This window comes from Mycobacterium sp. NPDC049093, assembly GCF_040704635.1.
Classification (GTDB): Bacteria; Actinomycetota; Actinomycetes; order Mycobacteriales; family Mycobacteriaceae; genus Mycobacterium.
In genome coordinates this window covers 68,430-86,053 of sequence record NZ_JBEZJS010000003.1, presented here as the reverse complement: position 1 = coordinate 86,053, position 17,624 = coordinate 68,430, and the positions used below count along the sequence as shown (strand labels likewise).

Sequence of the window (17,624 nt, the reverse complement as noted above, 5' to 3'; positions counted from 1 at the left end):
TCGACTACTCATTCGTGTCGTTCGCCCCAGCCGTATCGTTTTTTCAGTCGAGAGAACCGGGGGAGACGTGTCCCTCACATCAATTCCGACACGCGACCATGACCATCTTGGAGGCTTCCAATGAGCGCATCAGGGCACCTCGGCCGTATCGTTCATCACGACCCCAAGTCGCGAGACCACGCTTTCATCAGAGCCGCGGGATTGCCGAATCGGCATGTCCGGCACGCAATGAACGCCCCACACGTCGACCAGTTCTTTCTATCGGGCTGCGTCGGCTTCAGCGGGACGAACCTGCTCAACACCGCCTACGCGATTCGCAGCCGCCGCAAGTTCAATGCCGTGGTTCCGATCGGCAATGCAGGGACGAGTTACCTCGGAAACGACGACGGGATCCGCAACTATCACGAGTCCACCGTGCGTGACCCGTACCCCGGCCAATATCCGCCCGACGACGAAGGTTCGAGCGCGATCGGGTTGATGAAATGGTGGAGATCGGTCGGGGTGATCTCCAGCTACTCCTGGACATTTTCATTCGATGATTTCCTTGGCGCACTGTCCCGCCAACCGGTCCTGTGTGGGACCAACTGGTACGACGACATGTCGTCCACCGGACCGGACGGCATTGTTCACAGCGCCGCATCCGGTGAATCCGGAGGGCACGAGTACCTCGCCACCGAGATCATCCCATCCAAGAAACTGCTTGGCTTCGAGCAGAGTTGGGGTCAGCGTCCGCACGGGTTCGGCAACGGGAATGGCCGCTTCTACATGTCGTATGACTTGGCGGAGGAGCTGATAATCCATCAGCAGGGCGATGTCGCCGTACCAGAGGTGCTCTGAGCCAGGACCCACACTTCGTCAGCGTGGCGGAGTGACTCAGCAGCCGATCTCCAAGTCGATCCATTTCGCATTGACGTCCGCGCCGAAGCCATCCGGCAAGGCCGCGTTGCCCCTATCGCTACGCGCATAGCTGATCTCGTGGTCGCGGAGAGCCGTCAGCAACTCGCCCAGCGGGATGTTGTTGCGGTAGTTTCCGAGGCCCTCCTGCGTGGACACCATCGCGGGGATCTCGCGCGGCAACACCTTCTCGACAAGAGTCTTGGACGTGGCGTTGTGGCTGCCGTGGTGGCCGACCTTGAAGAAGGTTGCGCCACGCAGCAGCGAGCACGCCTTGTTGTTCGCGAGGATGCGCTTCCACGTTCCCCATTCGGCGTCGCCCGGCAGCAGCAGGCGTGCGCTACCGATGTCCAGCACGAGCACCAGACTCGTCGAGTTGATCATGTCGTCAACGGCTTTCGCTGCCAGCAGCGCGTCAGCCGAGTGTGCGAGCCCTTTCAGACGCTTGAGGTCGCCGGGGTCGAGTTTCGGCCCCGGATCGGTGTCGGACACGCGCCACTGCTCCGAGAATGGGGCCGGCACCTCCTCATGGAGGACGGTGGCGGCCCGCAACATGAGCGCCTTGTAGGTCTCGTCATCGCCGGCGGGATCAAGCTCTTCGATCTCGTCGGGATCGCGCGGCGGCCCGAGGACATGCACCTTCATCCCGGTGATCACGTCGCTTTCGAAGGTCTCGGGAAAGTCGTTGCCTTCGGGCAAAAATCGCGGATCGGATCGCTGACGGTGCTTGAACCCGTCGTGAAGCACGTTCAGTGCTCCCTGGTTGCTCCATGCCGCCAACTCGGCGTCGGGCACGAGGCCGGTGATGTCGATCCCGGCGTTCCACAGCAGGAAGTCGAGTTCCGCACGCTGGTCCGGTAGGAGTGCGAAGCTCGAGGCCGCGTGGTGTAGCGCCATCGCGAACCCTTGCTGCTTCTTCCAGAGCTTCTTGGCGTCCGGGTTGTTGCGGTCCTCGACCCAAGGCATCCAGACCTCGCCGATCTCGACCTGCTCCCATTCGGTCGAATTGAAGGCGAATACATGGTCCTGGTGCCGGTGCGTGGCGATCACGACGTCGATGCGCGCCTTCCCGCTGTGCGCCTTCGCGTCCGCCGCGATCTGCCTCGCGAGGTCGTTGGCAGTAAACGCGCCTCTGCCCTGACTGTGGAAGCCGGCGTCCACGAGGATCGTCTTCCCGCCAGGCAGCAGCAGCAGGAACGAGTCGCCGAAGCCGACGTTGTACATGCGGATCGTCATCGTCGAGCTCATCGCCACCTCCGTGCATCCATGGCCCGTGCCGAGTACGCCGCGACGATTCTGTTGGGTTCGGGATTGCTTGGTTTCCAGCCCATCCCGTACGCGTCGTCGAACGCGGCGACCCGGTCGCGCAGGGCTTGCTTCCGGTCGTCATGGAACGGCTTGCGAATGTAGTAGCGGATCTGACCGTCGATGTTGACGACGAGTGTCAGCCCTGCGCGGTAGCGCAGGCCGCCGAGGTCGTCTTCGACACTCATGGTCTGGACGATCTGCGCGACCATCTCGACCAGTAGTTCGCCAGTGGCTGCGATCCGGTGCACCGGATGGAATCCGACCACTGCCGCGGGAATGTCGATTTCGAGACCGAGATTCGGGCGGTTCAGCTTCACCCAGGATCCAAGCCTGCCGCCCAGGCGGCGCCAATCATCGTCCGGTTCCTCGGTTTCGGTGATCTGGGCGTCTTCTCTCGGCGGCTCCGAAAGCGACTGATACTGCTGCGCGTCCCAGTCTGAACGGCTCGTCACCTCGCGTGCGCGCGGTTTCCTCGTGTAGGTACTGGACTTCGCCGGGCCCGTCGTCCGGCCGAGCTCACGTGCACCCACCTCGACCAGGTCCGCGACGATCCTCGCGAGCTCGTTGTCCTTCGGCGCGTTATCGGATTGCGCCTCGAGCAACAGCGATTCAACAGCCAGCGAACCCACGGCCAGTGGCCGGATTCCACGCTGGCGGAAGGCCTCGATCATCGTGGCGCGCACGCCGGTCTCGTCCGAGCGGTTCAGTTCGAAGTCGGCGGTGATCATCGCCCGCAGGTAATCGCTGAACGTCGGGTCGACGGGCGGCAGGTAGTCAGTGGCGCGAATGCACATCGAGAGGACCGTTTGCGCCGTGCGGACGCACTCGCCTGCGAGGCGGTTCACAAGGTCTGGATGCAGCTCGCCGTCCGGCAGCTTGCCGCTGCCGCCGGTCGCGATGCGAATGAGGTCGCGGGTGCGCCGTTCGTAGGTGTCGACGAACCCGTCGTACACCGCGGATACGAGGATCCAGCCGAGCGCGTGCGGTTCGGTGGTCGAGGCGACTTTCGAGGGATCGCGCGTGGCCGCGATGCTGCGCAGCGCATGGCCTTTACCCGCGGCAGAGCCGAATTGCGCACCGATGTCCAGCAGCCGTCCCTCCGGATCCAGGAGGTTGTTGCGCGTCTCGCGGATCGCGGCGCTCACGACTTCCGGAAACGTCAGGCGCTGGAACAACGCGACGATGTCGGCGAACGCCTCGTGCAGGGCGGGGACTTGTGCGTTCGTGGGTTCGCTATACCGGCGATGCAGGCGGCTCAGCGCAGCGTGTGCGACCTCGTGAGCCACGATGTCGTGCGAGAGGCAGGTGAAGATCAGCTGCCCGGGCAGGTTCGCGCCGGGATCGTCCACATCAGCGGAGAAGTAACCGAAGAGCACCGCGTTCAGGTCGTCGTCGAAGTACGCGTTGCTGCCTTGGAAGGCGTGCGGCATGAGGCGGAGCCGCTCGCCACCCCAGAAGCGCAGGCGTCGGCCGAGCGCGCGGTCGAAGTTCTCGAGCACGCGCGAGGCGACCGCGTACACCATCTGTTGGTGGAACTGCGGATCGGAATCCGACGGCTCGATACCCTGCTGCATCGCGATCGCCGCGTCATCGAGGTCGACGGCGCCGTAGTAGACGTCGGCGGCCGCGTCGTAGTCGACAACCTCAAGCCGGTCGTCCCAGAAGGAGCGCGCAGTCCGTTCGAGCTTGCGATACGGCACTTCAACGGTGACGCGATGGTCTCCTGCCCGCGAGATCATCGGATCGAATGCGAATATCCGCAGGGCTCTGCGTTCCGGGGATTTGCGCATCGAGGCCTCCTTGCCGTCTGCCGAAGGGGCTACTGCGGTGGAACTGTTGGCTGGAGACGCTGCGGTGACCCGGAGCTGTCGATTCGACCGCGCCGCAACGAGTCTGGCGTGACCAACTGGCGAGTCTTCTCGTCGGACGGTATGCCGACGAGCGGGTAGTCGAGCAGAACGTGGCAGTTGATCATGCTCAGGACGTATCCGTGCCGGATCAGCGATTCGGCACGGGCCTGTGTGACCCGGGACAACGTCGTTTTGACGCGACGGTTGCGATCGGCCTCGCCTGCCCAGAATGCCCTGTTCTCTTCGCCCAGTGTCACGATTGCCGCTCGTGCGCGAGCAGCAATCGCATCGGATCCCGACTTATACGCATCGGCTATCACGAATGGGCTGCGATGTATCTGAATCGTCGTGCCACGCAACGCCTCCTGCAGCACGGCGGCGGTGGGGACGATGTTTCCGAGGTCCTCGTCGCGGGAGATGCGGTAACGCGTGTTGAGCAGCCGCCGACGTGGCGCGGTCGTCTGGCGGTACATCACGTCCTTGACCGCCAGCAGGCTTCGGATCTCGCCGATGAGCGGGAGTGTGACCGACGGACGCGGAACCACGTCGTCGCCCGCGGAGGCATTGACCACGATCACTTCGTCGACCGGACGCAGGCCGGGCGGGGGAGAACCTTTGAGTCGATCATCGAGTTCCAACAACCACTCTGAACCCATGTTGTCGTAGACGCCCCCGTCGAGAAGCTTGAAGCATTGGGGCGCTTGCCGATCCGGGAGGCCCTCCTGAGGCAGGCCGAAGCGGCTCAACCGGAGCGACACCACACTGAAGGCCCCGGGTAACGCGGCTGAGGCTTGCACCGCTCGCGCGATCCGCAGGTCACCCGGTGAGCCCCATCCGGTGCGCCACGAGTTGACGAAGCTGCTCGAGAAGAAGACGGCCTGGCCCATCTGGAGATCGGTGGCGCACAGGACGTGCGACACAACGGAGTTCATCGACGTCAGCGGTCGGCGGTGGAAGAGCGTGCTGTCGAAGGTTCGCGCAACCACCGCGCTGCGCTGCTGGGACAGCCATCCACACAGTGCGATCACGATCACCCACACCGCAGCGAGCCACCAGCCAGCACCGACGAAACTGACGGTGGCCGCGAGTGCCAGCAACGCCCCGATGCTGCCCAGGTACAGGTATGTGACGGGAGCGGCCCATAGTGTCCCGCGGCGGGCGACCTGGGTCGCGAACGCGCGGGCGTGCGCCCACAGAGCCTCGGAGTCGACAGTCGACAGATCGACGGCATACCCGAGGTAGGCGTTGGTCAGCGATCCTCCGGAGACGGACGACACGGATCGCAGCTGAGGACCCTTGCGGGCATCGATCAGATACAGCAGTGCGCCCAGGTTGAACAACGCGGCGCGGTGCCCACCTCCGGACAGTGCCACCCCGATCCCGGGTCCGTCATTTGCCATCGCCCGCCCCCTCTGTTGGACGTCCCCCCGGTGGCTCGCCCAGAGCGCGCCAGGCGTGCTCGATTCCATCGGTCGTAGAGCAGCCGGGCCGCCGGCCGTGATGTCGATTTTCGCGTCCCGTCGGCAGACGGACGTGAGTAATGCACTACTCGAATTGGCACCGCTGATGGGCTGAGGTGGCTTCGGCGAACCGAGGCCACCCCCACGATCGAAGAGATCATGCCGGTGCTGATCGAGACCGTGGTCGACGACATCGAGATGCATTGTGACAAACCGGGATTTACTTCTCCGACTGGGCGGAGGCGTGCCTGCGCGTGGTGGGTTGGACGCATACTTGACAGGCGTATGAGACAGGGTGTCCCATATACCTACGGAATGGGACTCCCGGTCTCGGTAAATCGGTGATCAACCGTCTAGGAGAAACGACGTCATGGCATTTGCGAAGGCGGTCAGTCGCTGGCGGGACGCGATGAACGTCCGTGGCGACGCGGACTATTGCACGAGGCTGGAGACCCTCTCAGCCGGATCGGTGCGCCGCAACTTCAATCCGTATCTGGACATTCCGTGGGATTCGCCGGAGTTCAAGGTGATCAAGAACGACCCGCGCTGGGTACTGGCGGCGGATAGCGATCCAATTGGGATGAGCCCGTGGTACCAGGCGCAGCCGCTGGAGAAGCAGATTGCGATCGGCATGTGGCGTCAGGCGAATGTCGCCAAGGCCGGCCTGCAATTCGAGAACATGCTGATCCGAGGAATCCTGAATTACACCTTCTGGGTTCCCAACGGCAGCCCCGAATACCGGTACTGCCTGCACGAGGCGGTCGAAGAGTGCAACCACACCCTGATGTTCCAGGAGATGGTGAATCACGCGGGGGTGGATGTTCCAGGGTTAGCGCGGTGGCTCAGATGGTTGCACTCACTGCCTCCGCTGTTCGCGAGTCCGATGCCGGTGTTCTTCTTCATGATGGTGCTCTGCGGCGAGGAGCCGATCGACCACATGCAGAAATCCATTCTGCGCGAGGGCAAACCGATACACCCCATCATGGAGCGCGTGATGGCGATCCACGTCGCTGAGGAAGCCCGGCACATCTCGTTTGCCCACGAGTTCCTGCGTCGGCGGATCCCGGAGATGCGGCGGCTCAACCGATTCGGGCTGTCGATCATCTATCCGCTCGGCTTCCGTCTGGCGGCCACGCTCATCGCGAAGCCGCCGCGCTCCTTCTGGCGTGAGTTCGAGATCCCACGATCGGTGAAGAAGGAGATCTACTGGCGGGCACCTGAATCCAGGGCGATGCTCCGTGAGATCTACGGCGATGTGCGGATGCTCGCCGTGGACACCGGCCTGATGAACCCGATTGCCAAGATCCTGTGGCGGGTTCTGCGCATCGACGGTCCGGCGTCCCGTTACCGTAGCGAACCCGCGCGCCAGGCGGTCAGCGTCGCTTGACCATCAGGCCTGATCCACAGCCCTTGCAGCGCAACACAGTTTGCCACCGTGAATCGTCCTTACGTGGCAGCTTCACGGAGAGGGGATAGGGGGATCGCGGCAGCCGAATATGGTGCACAGGCCAGCGGAGCCTCGCCGACTAAGAGCACCGATCAGTTGGACGGCAGCGCGAGGAAACCAATGATGGCCGCCTTGGCGACAGCGAGCTCGTAAAGGGACGCGTATTGCAGCATCGTCCGATCGCGATCGTGATAGTCGCCGGGACAACCGATGTGCCAGCCGGACGCGTCCTCCTCGTGGGTCTATCGATGCACCAAGACGCGTAAACTGTTCGATCGTGTCGCTCAATGAACTGATCTCGCTCGTACGGCCGCCGAAGTCCGTACCCAGCTACGACTTTGGTGCGGTCGAGGTGGCGTTGGGACATGCCCTGCCAGACGACTACAAAGAACTCGTCGCCACCTACGGCGGCGGATCATTCGGCGGATACCTGGGGCTGATGAGCCCGACCCACGATGAATTGATCTCCGGTGGTGCGTATTGCCGACAGTCCTTGACCGAACTGCGCAACACCTATGCCCACCATAGCTGGATCCATCCTGACCGATCCACGGTGCCGATGGTGCTCGAAGACGTCGATCCAGTGCCTTACTACGGATGGGGAGGTGCTCCGGGCGGGGAGACGGGCTATTGGCATACCTCGGGCGAGGACCCCAATGGCTGGGCTGCCGTCGTCATCGCTGACGGATTTACGAACGACTATCACCCGCACGGGTTGGTCGCCTATCTCACCGACCTCATCGCGGGCCGGTTTCCGACCGAAGTCTTCGGTGACGAAGCCTTAACGCTCATCCGTGGAGCGTTCGTGGCCAGGTGACGGTGCCAGCGAAGGCACGGTGCCGACGCTGAAATCCACCGCCGTCCGGGCGTGGGCCCAACCCTGGCGCCCTTCGCTGCAGAACCGGCCGAGCCGCTGCAGGAAAGCGGCATGTCGGCCAATATTCAGCACATCGTGCGCGATGCCACCGTCGACAGCATGCTCGCCCGCATTCGCCCGTACGCCGTAGGCAATAGGTGTGATACTCGCAGGCGTGATTGATGTGAGCTGGATCGACTACTGGGCAGACCACTATCCAGTCAACGCCGATAGCGAAGTCCTGAATGAGGTCGGCGCACGGGTTCGTGAACGAGGACACTACGACCGTCAGGACTTCATCACGGTGGGCGTTTGGAAGAGCCAGAGGGCGAAATCCCGGATGGCGTCGAACACCGACGAAATGATTCACGACGTCACCGCCACAGCATTGACCGCACCCCTCGGGATCCAGCACCGAATCTTGACGCTACTCAAAGGCGTTGAGGTCCCAATGGCGTCATCTCTGCTGACCGTGTGGCAGCCAGAGGTTCACACGGTCATCGACGTCCGTGCAGTCAATTCGCTGGTCAAGAACCGCGAGATTCCCGATCAGGGCGCCAACAAGTACCCGCCCTACATGGAGTATTTGACGGTGTGCAAGGCAATCAGCCAACGCTGCGGACGGGACCTCCGAATCGTGGACCGTGCTCTATACGCCGCCAACGGACGCACCTAGTTCAGCCTCAGCGAAGGGCCGCAATGTTCCGGATTCAGGTGTTCGATCCGGAAACGTTGAGAGTGGACCGGCGCCCCTGATCCTGATATCTGGGAGTACGCGCGCTGTAGTCCGTATGACACCGATGCCCACGAACGCGGCGTGTACGAGCTGATGGGCAAGTTCGGAATCACCTACATCGAGGCCGAGAAGTACATCGAAGAGTGCGAGACGAGCTACTAGCCCTGGCCCACACGCTCTGCACACCGGTCATCCGGATGAAGCTCGGCGCTCCATATATACCAAATCGACTCTGCCGCAAAATAATCCATCACAGCGATGAAACTTGCCTCCAGAGAGGCCCCCGCCCAAGGTTTACGGAAAGGGGATAGGAGGGATCGCGGAAGGCAGTTGAATCCGGGGCATCGCGGCAGGCAACTCGATTTGGGGCACATCGGCCGGAAGTTGAGCCCGCGGGATCTCGCCAGGCAGCTCCACGGTGGGAACGGCGCTCGGCAAGAGCACCGGTGGAATATCGCTGGGATACGGGAACGGTGGCATGTTGGCCGGAACCGGCAGCGTTGTCACCGGATCATCCGATGCGACCGGTTGGCCTGGATCGCCAGAGCACCCGGCGGCGAGGGTCACCGCGGCCATCGGCGGCAGAAGCAGTGCAACCCGCCACCGAGTCCCTCTCATTCCAAGAACCATCCGGTCAGCCCCTTGCATTCGCTGACGACGCTATCACCGGTCGAGCACTCGAGGCCGCCGCCGCGCCCCACGTCGGGCCGAGGCAAGCCTAAAATGCCTGCGCGGCAGCGCAATATGTTGCACAGGCACCAACCGACAAATCGTCATTGTGACGTAATTATCGAGGTGTACGCCGCAACTACTGGAGCTTCATAACAGCAGCCTGCCGGCAACCGCGGCCGCCGATAGTGCATTAAACCGGCGCACACATGGGAATCGATCGCCCGTGGCAGCCCTTGGCGCAATGCCGCACCGGATGGCTCGTCACGTTATTGGTCAGGGCGCGGCCTCCACCTATCCCAACCGGCCTGGTAACGGTAGAGCTGGGGTCTCTTTCACCGCCGGCCGGACACATACGACGGTGCACGTTGTCGGCGATGGTGCACCCGAGGATGCAGGGGTGAGTTCGTGACGGCATGAACGGATCTGGCATCGACACGCATCACGCCCTGGCCGTCAAAAACCGGGCCGAGGCGAGCGCCCTAGGAGGTTTCAAATACCTGCGGCGTTAAGCAGTGCTTCCGCGGCTGCACGTCCGATATCGGCGCGGCGGGCGTCGTTGAACACCATAGCTCGGCTGGCAACGCCGTCGGTGAGGATTGCAAGTTGTTCGGCCAGCTGTGCAGGGTCGTTTGCGCCCATCTCGTCCAATAATTCTGCGATGCGAATCGTGAACGCCTGCTTGCGATCTCGAGTGTGGGCGTGCGCCGGACTGTTCGGGTCCGGGAATTCAGTGGCTGCGGCAGTGAATGGGCAACCGCGGATGGGACGGTCGACGGGGACGGGCACCGTGAACATCGCCAGGATTCGTTCACGCGGGGAGAGTTGAGGATCGTACAGCGCACTCTCGACGGTCAGTCCCGATTCGCAGAGGTACTGGAGAAATGTGACGACCAGATCGTCTTTGGCCGGGAAGTACGCATATAACGTGCGTTTGGAGACGGGCGCCGCTGCAGCGATCTGTTCCATCGTGGTCGCGGTGATACCTTGCCTATCGAACAAATCCGCAGCTGCCGCGACGATGCGTTCGCGCGCTCCACGCCCATCGAGCTTTGTCATCCACGCAGTATACGTTGCCGTTTACTTTGATCGGCGCGGCCGGTACTGTACATGCGGAGTAAACGTATCCGTTTACCTTCGAGGAGGCTCAGCAGTGACCAGCTCTTTGCATGCGGTGGACTTGATCGAACCGGGCGAACAGCTCATCCGCAGCCGGCACGCTACCCGCGCATTCCTTCCCAAAGAAGTACCCGAAGCCACCCTGCACGCGGTGTTTTCGCTGGCTGCCAACGCCCCATCGAATTCAAACACCCAACCGTGGCAGGTGGAGGTGGCAAGTGGTGCTGCGCGCGAGCGATTGGCTGATGCGCTGGTGGCAGCTCACGCTGCTGGCCGTGAGTCGGTGGACTTCCCGTATCGCGAAGGTTTGTTCCAGGGAGTGCAGCAGACCCGTCGTTCAGAGTTCGGCGCCCTGCTCTACGGAGCGTTGGGCATCCCGCGTGGCGATGCTCATCTCCTGCAGGGTTACAACGTCGAGAGCTTGCGCTTCTACGGCGCACCGCACGTAGTAATGCTGTTTGCGCCGGCTAACACCGAGGCTCGGGTGGCAGCGGATATGGGGATCTACGCGCAGACTCTGCTCCTTGCGCTGACCGCCTACGGCATCGCGTCGTGCCCACAAGCGTTGCTCTCGTTTTACGCCGACACCGTGCGGGAGGAACTACAGGTGACCGACCGCAAACTGCTGATGGGCATCTCATTCGGCTACGCCGACGAGAACGCACCGGTCAACACCGTGCGGGTGCCCCGCGCTGAACTGGCGGAAACGGCGCGGTTTCACCGCTGAGGCTGGGTTCGACGCCTTGGCAGCACTATGTGGAGGAAGTCTGTCTCGACGCGCAGCACGTACAAAAGGGGCCCGTCACGGAACGCCGGCGAGGAGTCGCCCATTCAACCTACTGAGGGCGCTGTCAGATCCTTGCTATAAACGACGAAGTCGCACGGTGTCGCCAATAGGGGCGCGAGTTGCGGATAATACTCATTGATCGTCGCTCTGCGGATGATGCGGTATCCGATACGCGGGTACCAGCCGGCCAGAAATTCCTTCGATGGATGCGACCAGGTGCGCGGCACCAAGAGCCCCAGTTGCATCGTGCGTCGTCCCTGCCGGAGACTCTCCCGCTCGGCGAACGCAACGAGCTCGCGACCAAATCCCGTCCCGCGGTGCCCCTCGGCAACGGCGAGCATTCCGAATTCGGCGGTGTACCTGTCCAGTTGCTGGGTGCGGATACAACCGACTATGCGGTCGCCAAGCATTGACACGGTGATCTGTCCGCTACGGATGTAGCCGGCCATTTCCGCCGGCGACGTGCGCATTGTCCCTTGTGTCCAAAGTCCTTTCTCTGCCAGGGCATAGACGGTGTTGACCAGCACCGCCACGTCGTCTACGACCGTCGCGTCATCGGCTGAACTTGCTGTGAGTGTGTGTAGTCGGGCCATGGTTCTCACGCAGCGGGGGAATAGAAGGCGCAGGTAGCGCCCAGCGGTCCGACCAGGACAGCTACCGATCGCCGGCAGGCCACATCGGGGGACGCCGGTCGAAGGTGGCATGACGCTGCTTCCAACGAGGTCGGTGCCACGTCGCCCATCGACCACCTCCTAGTTCTCATCTGCTGGCTTCCTCTCGTGAATAGACGGTGACACAGTCAAATAGCGCGTTGCCGGTGATAACGAATCGACTGTGAAAAGCGTTGCGGGTTCGGTGTGTGATCTACAACCGGGGCCGACTAATGATCGCGGTACATACTTCGTCGGGGCTGCATCGCGTGGAGATCGAAGTGCTCGGGGGAGGTGTCCAGTCGAGGGGTTGTCTACTGGTGAATAATCTTTGGAATGGTCGACGTCGGAGCGGTTCGAGTATTCGCGGTCACGTCACCTGATCTCTTGGAGCCTCTGACCGGCTCCGCAACGGACCTGCTTGGCCAACTGGTGGCCGGGGGCGCAGCATTGGGTTGGGTCGATCCGCCGTCGCGAGATGAGATTGCCGAACTGTTGGGGCAGGTGATTTGGAGGAGTGCTGACGGCGACTCCGCACTGGTGGTCGCGGAGGTGGATGAGCGGTTGGCGGGATTCGGATACTGGTGCCGCTATCAGCGTCCGACGCACCGCCCGCATGCCGATGTGGAAAAGGTTGCGGTCGATCCGCAGTGGCAGGGCTTGGGGATAGGTCGCAGCCTGATGGAAAGGTTGATCCGCGCTGCTTCGGAGGCAAATGTGGAGGTGCTGACGTTGGATCTGCGCGGCGACAATCGGCGCGCGGCCCGTTTGTACGAGTCCCTTGGGTTCGAATGCTACGGCCGCCTTGAACGGTTCGTCGCGGTGGGCGATCACAGATACGACAAGTTGTTCTACGCCTTAGATCTGCGTGGGCATGGCTGACTGACGGTCATTTCCAAGCGACTGATGACCAAATGCCTTGCCTTGGAAATATTCTCAATGTAAAGCCGCCGATCTCTTCTTCGGCGGTAGGTAATTCGACAGTCGCCGCGGGCCACCACGTCGTTGCGCTCGGCTGACCCGCAACGAGGCCGGGATCGATTTCCACGTCGAGTCGGACGTGACCATCTCGGCACGCGTGGGCATCCCGGAGGACCGGCGACGACATGAGGACTGGCCGAGATGCTGTGGTTGGCGAATGGATCGGTCATACGAGTCGTTTAGAAAGCAGGAAGAAGGAACAGCCGCTGGCTTCCCCGCGGATGGATGAGCTCAGGCGGCGTGCGACGTAGAGGAGTGTGCAAGTGACGGGCGCCACGTTCATAGACGTAGAAGGTCGTCGCATGCGTGTCCGTGTCGAGGGGGAACCGGCCGGACCTCCGATCCTTATGCTGCACGGTATTGCACGGAGTCTGGAGGACTGGGACAACCAGTTCGTGCAGTATCGTGATGCCGGGTTCCGCGTGGTTGCACTGGATTTTCCAGGCTCAGGGTTCTCCGAGCGTCTCCCCGTCAAAACGGGGCTTGCAGCGCTCGCCAAAAGCGTGGTCGATACGCTCGACGCGGTTGGCGAAGTCAGGCCCGTGCACGTTATCGGAAGCTCGCTCGGTGGAGCCTGCGCTTTGCATATGCTCACCGTTGCGCCCGGACGGGTAGCCTCATTGATTCTTGTCGGCAGCGCTGGGTTCGGATCCGAGGTACATCCCATGCTGCGTTTGATCGCTACTCCAGTCATCGGCAGTTTTGTGGCACGTCATCCCGGCCGGACGAGTACTCGAATGGTTGAAGAGGCTGTCTACGTCGATAAGTCGCTGGTATCCGACGAGGCGATAGACCACGCGATGCGTATAGCCCGAAACCCGGTATCAGGAACGGTTTTTCATGAGACCGCCCGGTCGCTGGCGACAGTGAGTGGAGTGAGATCGCAATGGCGGAATGACCTGCTGGCTGAGGTGTCGAGGTATACCCGGCCGACTTTGATCCTGTGGGGCGACGGAGACCGTGTTCTGCCGTCGAAGCACATGGAGACGGCACGTCGAGTCTTTCCGCACGCGCAGGTACACCTGTTCGAAGGCGTTGGTCATATGCCTCAGTTGGAGGCCTCTGACCAATTCACCCAAATAACTATGGAATTCGTTCGATCTCATACCGCTCGGAGGGGCGAATGATGGGGCAAAGTTGAGTCGTCCACGCCGTTCAAGTAATTAGCCAAAGGCCTGTCGGGGTCGTCTGCGTTGGTTCGTGATGTGCCGGTTCGAACTTGTGAAAGGTGTTGTCGTGCAACAGCTGTTTGTCGATATGTACAACTATAAGCAGACGTGGATCGAGTTGAACGCTCCACAGCGAGAGGCTTGCATCAGCAAGGCGGTGGGCGTTCTCGCCGCACTGCAGGCGGACGGCACTGTTCTGCAGACCGTGGCGGCATCGGGTCAGTAGATGCGTGATTTGTCGGTGTCGACCTCCGCGCAGGGAGCCCAGGTGCAGGAAATGCAGTCAACCGTCGTCGAAGAACTCGAACGGCTCGTGCCCGGGCGTGTGCATTTGCCAGGCACATCGGCTTACGTCGGCGCCACAGCAGTCTGGAATGGCGCCATCACGGTACGACCAGTTGTTGTGGCGCAGCCGGAGACCCCTGATGAGGTGCAGGCAGTCGTGCGGTTCGCGCGCGAACATGGCCTCCCGGTCACAGTGCGTGGTGGCGGGCATGATTGGGCAGGTCGAGCACTCAATGAGGACGGACTTGTCCTCGACTTGTCGGCCATGCGCGAGGTGCGCGTCGATCCGTCTGCCCGCGAGGCGATTATCGAGGGCGGCGCGACCGCAGATGATGTGGTTCGGGCCGCCGAATCGTATGGGCTCACTGCGGCGACGGGAACGGTCGGCGATGTCGGTATGGTCGGCTTCACCCTCGGGGGTGGTTACGGTCCACTCAACGGGATCGCCGGTTTGGGAGTCGACAACCTGATCGAAGCGCAGGTGGTACTTGCCGACGGACAGATGGTCACCACCGATGCAACTCATGAGCCCGACCTGTTCTGGGCGCTGCGTGGTGGCGGCGGCAATTTCGGTGTCGTGACGCGAATTCGGGTGCGGTTGCACGCAGTTGCGACCTTGACGACCGGCGTGCTGCTGTTCCCCTGGCAGCAGGCCGCTGCTGTTCTGCACAGGTACGACGCGCTGGTGCCCTCGATACCCGACCAGCTCACTGTGCAATGCGGAGTGATCTCCGGTCCCGACGGACATCCGTCCCTGTTCCTGGCGCCGACGTGGGCGGGGGACTCCGGCGTTGCGATGCGCTGGATCGATGAGGTTCGCCGACTCGGCAACCCCGTGGTTGATGAGGTGGCGCCGATGCCGCCGAGCGTGCAGTTGCACCTGCTCGATGCGTTCGTGGCCCGGGGAAATCATTATGAGATGCGCACCGTCAACGTTGCAGGACTGTCGGCAGGAGCCATCGACGCGCTCGTCGACGCCGGCTCAAGGCGGACGAGTCCGTTGAGCGCGGTGTCCATCCACCACTTTCATGGCGCGTCCACGCGCATCAGTGTTGGCGACACCGCATTCGGCATCCGAAGCCCGCACTACATGGTCGAGATTCTCGCTGCGTGGGAACCCGGTGACGGTGCGCCGCACCGGAAGTGGGCGCAATCCCTTTACGACGAACTTCGTGCGCACGCGCTGCCGGGTGGCTATCCGAACCTCATCGGGCCGGATCAGCACAGCCAAGCCGATATGGCCTACGGGCCGAACGGCGAGCGACTGCTCAAGATCAAGGATCGCTGGGACAGCACCAAAACCTTCGCCGCAACAATACTTCCGCAACACAAGTAGGCTGATGAGTACCGCGAGATGGAGTCCTGCGCCGGATCGAATTTCCGCTGTGCGAAGACCGAGCTCCTGCCATTGACGACTAGGCCATAGATCGCTCGGTTACTGACTTCGGGCGAGGTTCGAGCCCTTGATCGTATGACTATTTCGAACAGACGTCTACGACACGGAGGCGGCAACGAACCTGCCGTCCATATGTGGGCAGAACGTCCATTTCTGTCGCAAAACTACAGTGGAAGGGAACATCGGACCGATGAAACTTGGGATGGGTCTACCGCAGTACGGATCGGCCATGGGCAGCGTCGCAGATTTGCGCCGGTTCGTAGTGAACATCGAAGAGATGGGCTACGACACACTTTGGGCCGCCGATCGCCTGTTCACTCCGCTCAAGATCCACAGCTATCCTCCTGGGGGCGATGACGAAGTCTGGGCGGCGTACCTGGAAACGCTCGGCGCCTTTGGCGATCCGTTCCCGGTCCTTGCCGCCGCCGCGGCTGTCACCACCGGGATACGGTTCAATATCGGCACTCTGAACGCGCCGCTGCATCAACCGATTCACCTGGCCCGCACGCTGACCACTTTGGACGTTCTCTGCGACGGCCGGCTTGATGTCGGGTTCGGCCTCGGATGGATGCGCGACGAGTACGACGCGTTGGGGCTACCGTGGTCGTCGCGCGGGGACCGGCTCGATGACATGCTCTCGTTCCTGCACACCTGGTGGACCACCAACCCGGTCGAATACGAGAGTTCTTTCATCTCCCTGCCGCCGTCGCGGATTGATCTGCGGCCGATCCAATCCGGCGGGCCTCCGATCTTCCTCGGCGGCTCAAGCCTGGCTGCGCTCACCCGGGTCGGACGACGGGCTGAAGGATGGATCGGGTTTGACACAATTCCCGAGGAGGAGGCCCAGTCGTTGTGGTCGACCGCCCGCCGGGCAGCCGAGGAGACCGGGCGCGACCCTGACCAACTGAAGAAGCTTGTCCGTGTCAACGGTGTGCCCGGCGAGTCCGTTGTCCAATTGGCTGATCGGCTCGCCCGCACCGCCGAGCAGGGCGCTGACGAAGCGATCGTGGACTTCGCCTTCACCTACCCAACGATCGACGCGAGGCTGGATGCCGCAGGTCACCTCATGCAGATGGCGGTCTGGTAAACACCTCAGGCGCCATCGCCGGCCTTGCGGCGCACTGCCCGGGAGAAGGCGGGTTATGTCTCCAGCTCGTCTGACCTTGGCGTGAATGCTTGCCCGGATTCCGACGTTTCATCAAAAGAAGACTTCCATCGACGAGAGGCGGATCGCCACATGACACACCTGACCGGACGACGAGCGCTGGTGACCGGGGGCGCACGCGGAATCGGGGCAGCGATAGTGCGGCGCCTGGCTGCCGATGGGGCCGCAGTGGCGTTCACCTACAGAGCCGCGGAGGCTGAATCGGCGAAGCTGATCGCCGAGATCCAAGCCGACGGCGGGATGGCAGTTGCGCTTCGAGCCGACGCGAGCGACCCCGAGCAGGTGACGATTTCGGTCGAGGAGACGGTTTCGCAGCTGGGAGGCCTTGACATTCTGGTCAACAACGCCGGCGTGGGTGTCTTCGGCGATGCCGAGTCACTGCCTCTCGAGGAGTTCGACCGAATGGTCGCCGTCAACGTGCGTGGCGTCTTCGCCACGATTCAGGCCGCGATTCCTCATCTTGGTGATGGCGGCCGGATCATCAACATCGGCAGCGTCTACGCCGACAGGTTGGCGATTCCGGGGTTGGCCGTGTATACCATGACGAAGGGAGCCATCTCCGGGTTGACCCGCGGGCTTACCCGTGAGCTGGCGCAACGCGGCATTACCATCAACAACGTTCAGCCCGGACCGATCGCCACTGACATGAATCCAGACCACGGTGAATATGCCGAAGCGAGCAAGAATTTCATTGCGCTGGGCCGTTACGGCCAGCCTCCTGAGGTGGCTGGTGTGGTGAGCTATCTGGCCGGCCCGAATTCCCGTTTCGTCACCGGCGCCAACTGGAACATCGACGGCGGTTACGCGGCCTAACACCGCCGAAGAACCGGGTTCGACTCAGCCCAGAGTCTT

Annotated in this window: 17 protein-coding genes; 12 read left to right on the top strand and 5 right to left on the bottom strand. The window is 62.4% G+C overall.

Going from position 1 to position 17,624, the window contains the following annotated elements; all coding sequences use genetic code 11:
* Positions 1-228: 228 nt before the first annotated feature.
* Positions 229-837 (top strand): hypothetical protein, encoded by a 609-nt coding sequence (locus AB0876_RS10990; protein ID WP_526041981.1) that lies wholly within the window; start codon positions 229-231, stop codon positions 835-837.
* A 36-nt stretch (positions 838-873) separates the two neighbouring features.
* On the opposite strand, the gene AB0876_RS10985 is transcribed toward AB0876_RS10990, so the two are convergent.
* From AB0876_RS10985 to AB0876_RS10975, 3 genes are read right to left on the bottom strand one after another with little or no spacing between them, the layout of a single operon-like run.
* Complete coding sequence (locus tag AB0876_RS10985; RefSeq protein WP_526041980.1) at positions 874-2,142, bottom strand: MBL fold metallo-hydrolase; 1,269 nt, start codon at positions 2,140-2,142, stop codon at positions 874-876.
* Complete coding sequence (locus tag AB0876_RS10980; protein ID WP_526041979.1) at positions 2,139-3,992, bottom strand: hypothetical protein; 1,854 nt, start codon at positions 3,990-3,992, stop codon at positions 2,139-2,141. Before AB0876_RS10980 ends, AB0876_RS10985 begins: the two co-directional genes overlap by 4 nt.
* A 29-nt stretch (positions 3,993-4,021) precedes the next feature.
* Positions 4,022-5,452: a patatin-like phospholipase family protein gene (locus tag AB0876_RS10975; protein ID WP_526041978.1), complete on the bottom strand. Its 1,431-nt coding sequence runs from the start codon at positions 5,450-5,452 to the stop codon at positions 4,022-4,024.
* Positions 5,453-5,882: 430 nt separating this feature from the next.
* Here AB0876_RS10975 and AB0876_RS10970 point away from each other — a divergent pair, with 430 nt between their 5' ends.
* The 4 genes from AB0876_RS10970 (at position 5,883) to AB0876_RS10955 (ending at position 8,491) form a co-directional block, all read left to right on the top strand.
* Entirely contained in the window at positions 5,883-6,899 is a 1,017-nt protein-coding gene (locus tag AB0876_RS10970) for a diiron oxygenase (protein ID WP_526041977.1), read from the top strand.
* A gap of 337 nt (positions 6,900-7,236) precedes the next feature.
* Positions 7,237-7,776 (top strand): hypothetical protein, encoded by a 540-nt coding sequence (locus tag AB0876_RS10965; RefSeq protein ID WP_526041976.1) that lies wholly within the window; start codon positions 7,237-7,239, stop codon positions 7,774-7,776.
* Between the two features lie 51 nt (positions 7,777-7,827).
* On the top strand, positions 7,828-7,998 hold the full coding sequence (locus tag AB0876_RS10960) for a hypothetical protein (protein ID WP_526041975.1): 171 nt from the start codon (positions 7,828-7,830) through the stop codon (positions 7,996-7,998).
* A 1-nt stretch (position 7,999) separates the two neighbouring features.
* Complete coding sequence (locus tag AB0876_RS10955) at positions 8,000-8,491, top strand: hypothetical protein (protein WP_526041974.1); 492 nt, start codon at positions 8,000-8,002, stop codon at positions 8,489-8,491.
* Between the two features lie 1,221 nt (positions 8,492-9,712).
* Here the strand turns inward: AB0876_RS10955 and AB0876_RS10950 are convergent.
* Positions 9,713-10,279: a TetR/AcrR family transcriptional regulator gene (locus AB0876_RS10950; protein ID WP_526041973.1), complete on the bottom strand. Its 567-nt coding sequence runs from the start codon at positions 10,277-10,279 to the stop codon at positions 9,713-9,715.
* 94 nt (positions 10,280-10,373) lie between these two features.
* Between AB0876_RS10950 and AB0876_RS10945 the strand changes: the two genes are divergently transcribed.
* Positions 10,374-11,066 carry a nitroreductase gene (locus AB0876_RS10945; RefSeq protein WP_526041972.1) on the top strand — a complete coding sequence of 231 codons (693 nt, stop codon included), beginning with the start codon at positions 10,374-10,376 and terminating at the stop codon, positions 11,064-11,066.
* Positions 11,067-11,170: 104 nt separating this feature from the next.
* Here the strand turns inward: AB0876_RS10945 and AB0876_RS10940 are convergent, their stop codons facing one another.
* Positions 11,171-11,659 (bottom strand): GNAT family N-acetyltransferase, encoded by a 489-nt coding sequence (locus AB0876_RS10940; RefSeq protein WP_526041971.1) that lies wholly within the window; start codon positions 11,657-11,659, stop codon positions 11,171-11,173.
* Positions 11,660-12,112: 453 nt separating this feature from the next.
* Between AB0876_RS10940 and AB0876_RS10935 the strand changes: the two genes are divergently transcribed.
* The 6 genes from AB0876_RS10935 (at position 12,113) to AB0876_RS10910 (ending at position 17,585) form a co-directional block, all read left to right on the top strand.
* Complete coding sequence (locus AB0876_RS10935) at positions 12,113-12,658, top strand: GNAT family N-acetyltransferase (RefSeq protein WP_526041970.1); 546 nt, start codon at positions 12,113-12,115, stop codon at positions 12,656-12,658.
* Between the two features lie 362 nt (positions 12,659-13,020).
* Positions 13,021-13,884: an alpha/beta fold hydrolase gene (locus tag AB0876_RS10930; protein WP_526041969.1), complete on the top strand. Its 864-nt coding sequence runs from the start codon at positions 13,021-13,023 to the stop codon at positions 13,882-13,884.
* Positions 13,885-13,993: 109 nt separating this feature from the next.
* On the top strand, positions 13,994-14,152 hold the full coding sequence (locus tag AB0876_RS10925; protein ID WP_526041968.1) for a DUF6616 family protein: 159 nt from the start codon (positions 13,994-13,996) through the stop codon (positions 14,150-14,152).
* 51 nt (positions 14,153-14,203) lie between these two features.
* On the top strand, positions 14,204-15,547 hold the full coding sequence (locus AB0876_RS10920) for an FAD-binding oxidoreductase (protein ID WP_526041967.1): 1,344 nt from the start codon (positions 14,204-14,206) through the stop codon (positions 15,545-15,547).
* A gap of 250 nt (positions 15,548-15,797) precedes the next feature.
* Positions 15,798-16,694, top strand: coding sequence for a TIGR03619 family F420-dependent LLM class oxidoreductase (locus tag AB0876_RS10915; RefSeq protein WP_526041966.1), 897 nt, complete (start codon positions 15,798-15,800; stop codon positions 16,692-16,694).
* Between the two features lie 150 nt (positions 16,695-16,844).
* Entirely contained in the window at positions 16,845-17,585 is a 741-nt protein-coding gene (locus AB0876_RS10910) for an SDR family NAD(P)-dependent oxidoreductase (protein WP_526042329.1), read from the top strand.
* The last annotated feature ends 39 nt before the right edge of the window (positions 17,586-17,624 follow it).

Bases quoted from the DNA above. Each gene is read 5' to 3' on its own strand.
- AB0876_RS10990 (WP_526041981.1), top strand. From the start codon at position 229: ATGAACGCCCCACACGTCGACCAGTTCTTTCTATCGGGCTGCGTCGGC.
- AB0876_RS10985 (WP_526041980.1), bottom strand. From the start codon at position 2,142: ATGAGCTCGACGATGACGATCCGCATGTACAACGTCGGCTTCGGCGAC.
- AB0876_RS10980 (WP_526041979.1), bottom strand. From the start codon at position 3,992: ATGCGCAAATCCCCGGAACGCAGAGCCCTGCGGATATTCGCATTCGAT.
- AB0876_RS10975 (WP_526041978.1), bottom strand. From the start codon at position 5,452: ATGGCAAATGACGGACCCGGGATCGGGGTGGCACTGTCCGGAGGTGGG.
- AB0876_RS10970 (WP_526041977.1), top strand. From the start codon at position 5,883: ATGGCATTTGCGAAGGCGGTCAGTCGCTGGCGGGACGCGATGAACGTC.
- AB0876_RS10950 (WP_526041973.1), bottom strand. From the start codon at position 10,279: ATGACAAAGCTCGATGGGCGTGGAGCGCGCGAACGCATCGTCGCGGCA.
- AB0876_RS10935 (WP_526041970.1), top strand. From the start codon at position 12,113: ATGGTCGACGTCGGAGCGGTTCGAGTATTCGCGGTCACGTCACCTGAT.
- AB0876_RS10920 (WP_526041967.1), top strand. From the start codon at position 14,204: ATGCAGTCAACCGTCGTCGAAGAACTCGAACGGCTCGTGCCCGGGCGT.
- AB0876_RS10915 (WP_526041966.1), top strand. From the start codon at position 15,798: ATGAAACTTGGGATGGGTCTACCGCAGTACGGATCGGCCATGGGCAGC.
- AB0876_RS10910 (WP_526042329.1), top strand. From the start codon at position 16,845: ATGACACACCTGACCGGACGACGAGCGCTGGTGACCGGGGGCGCACGC.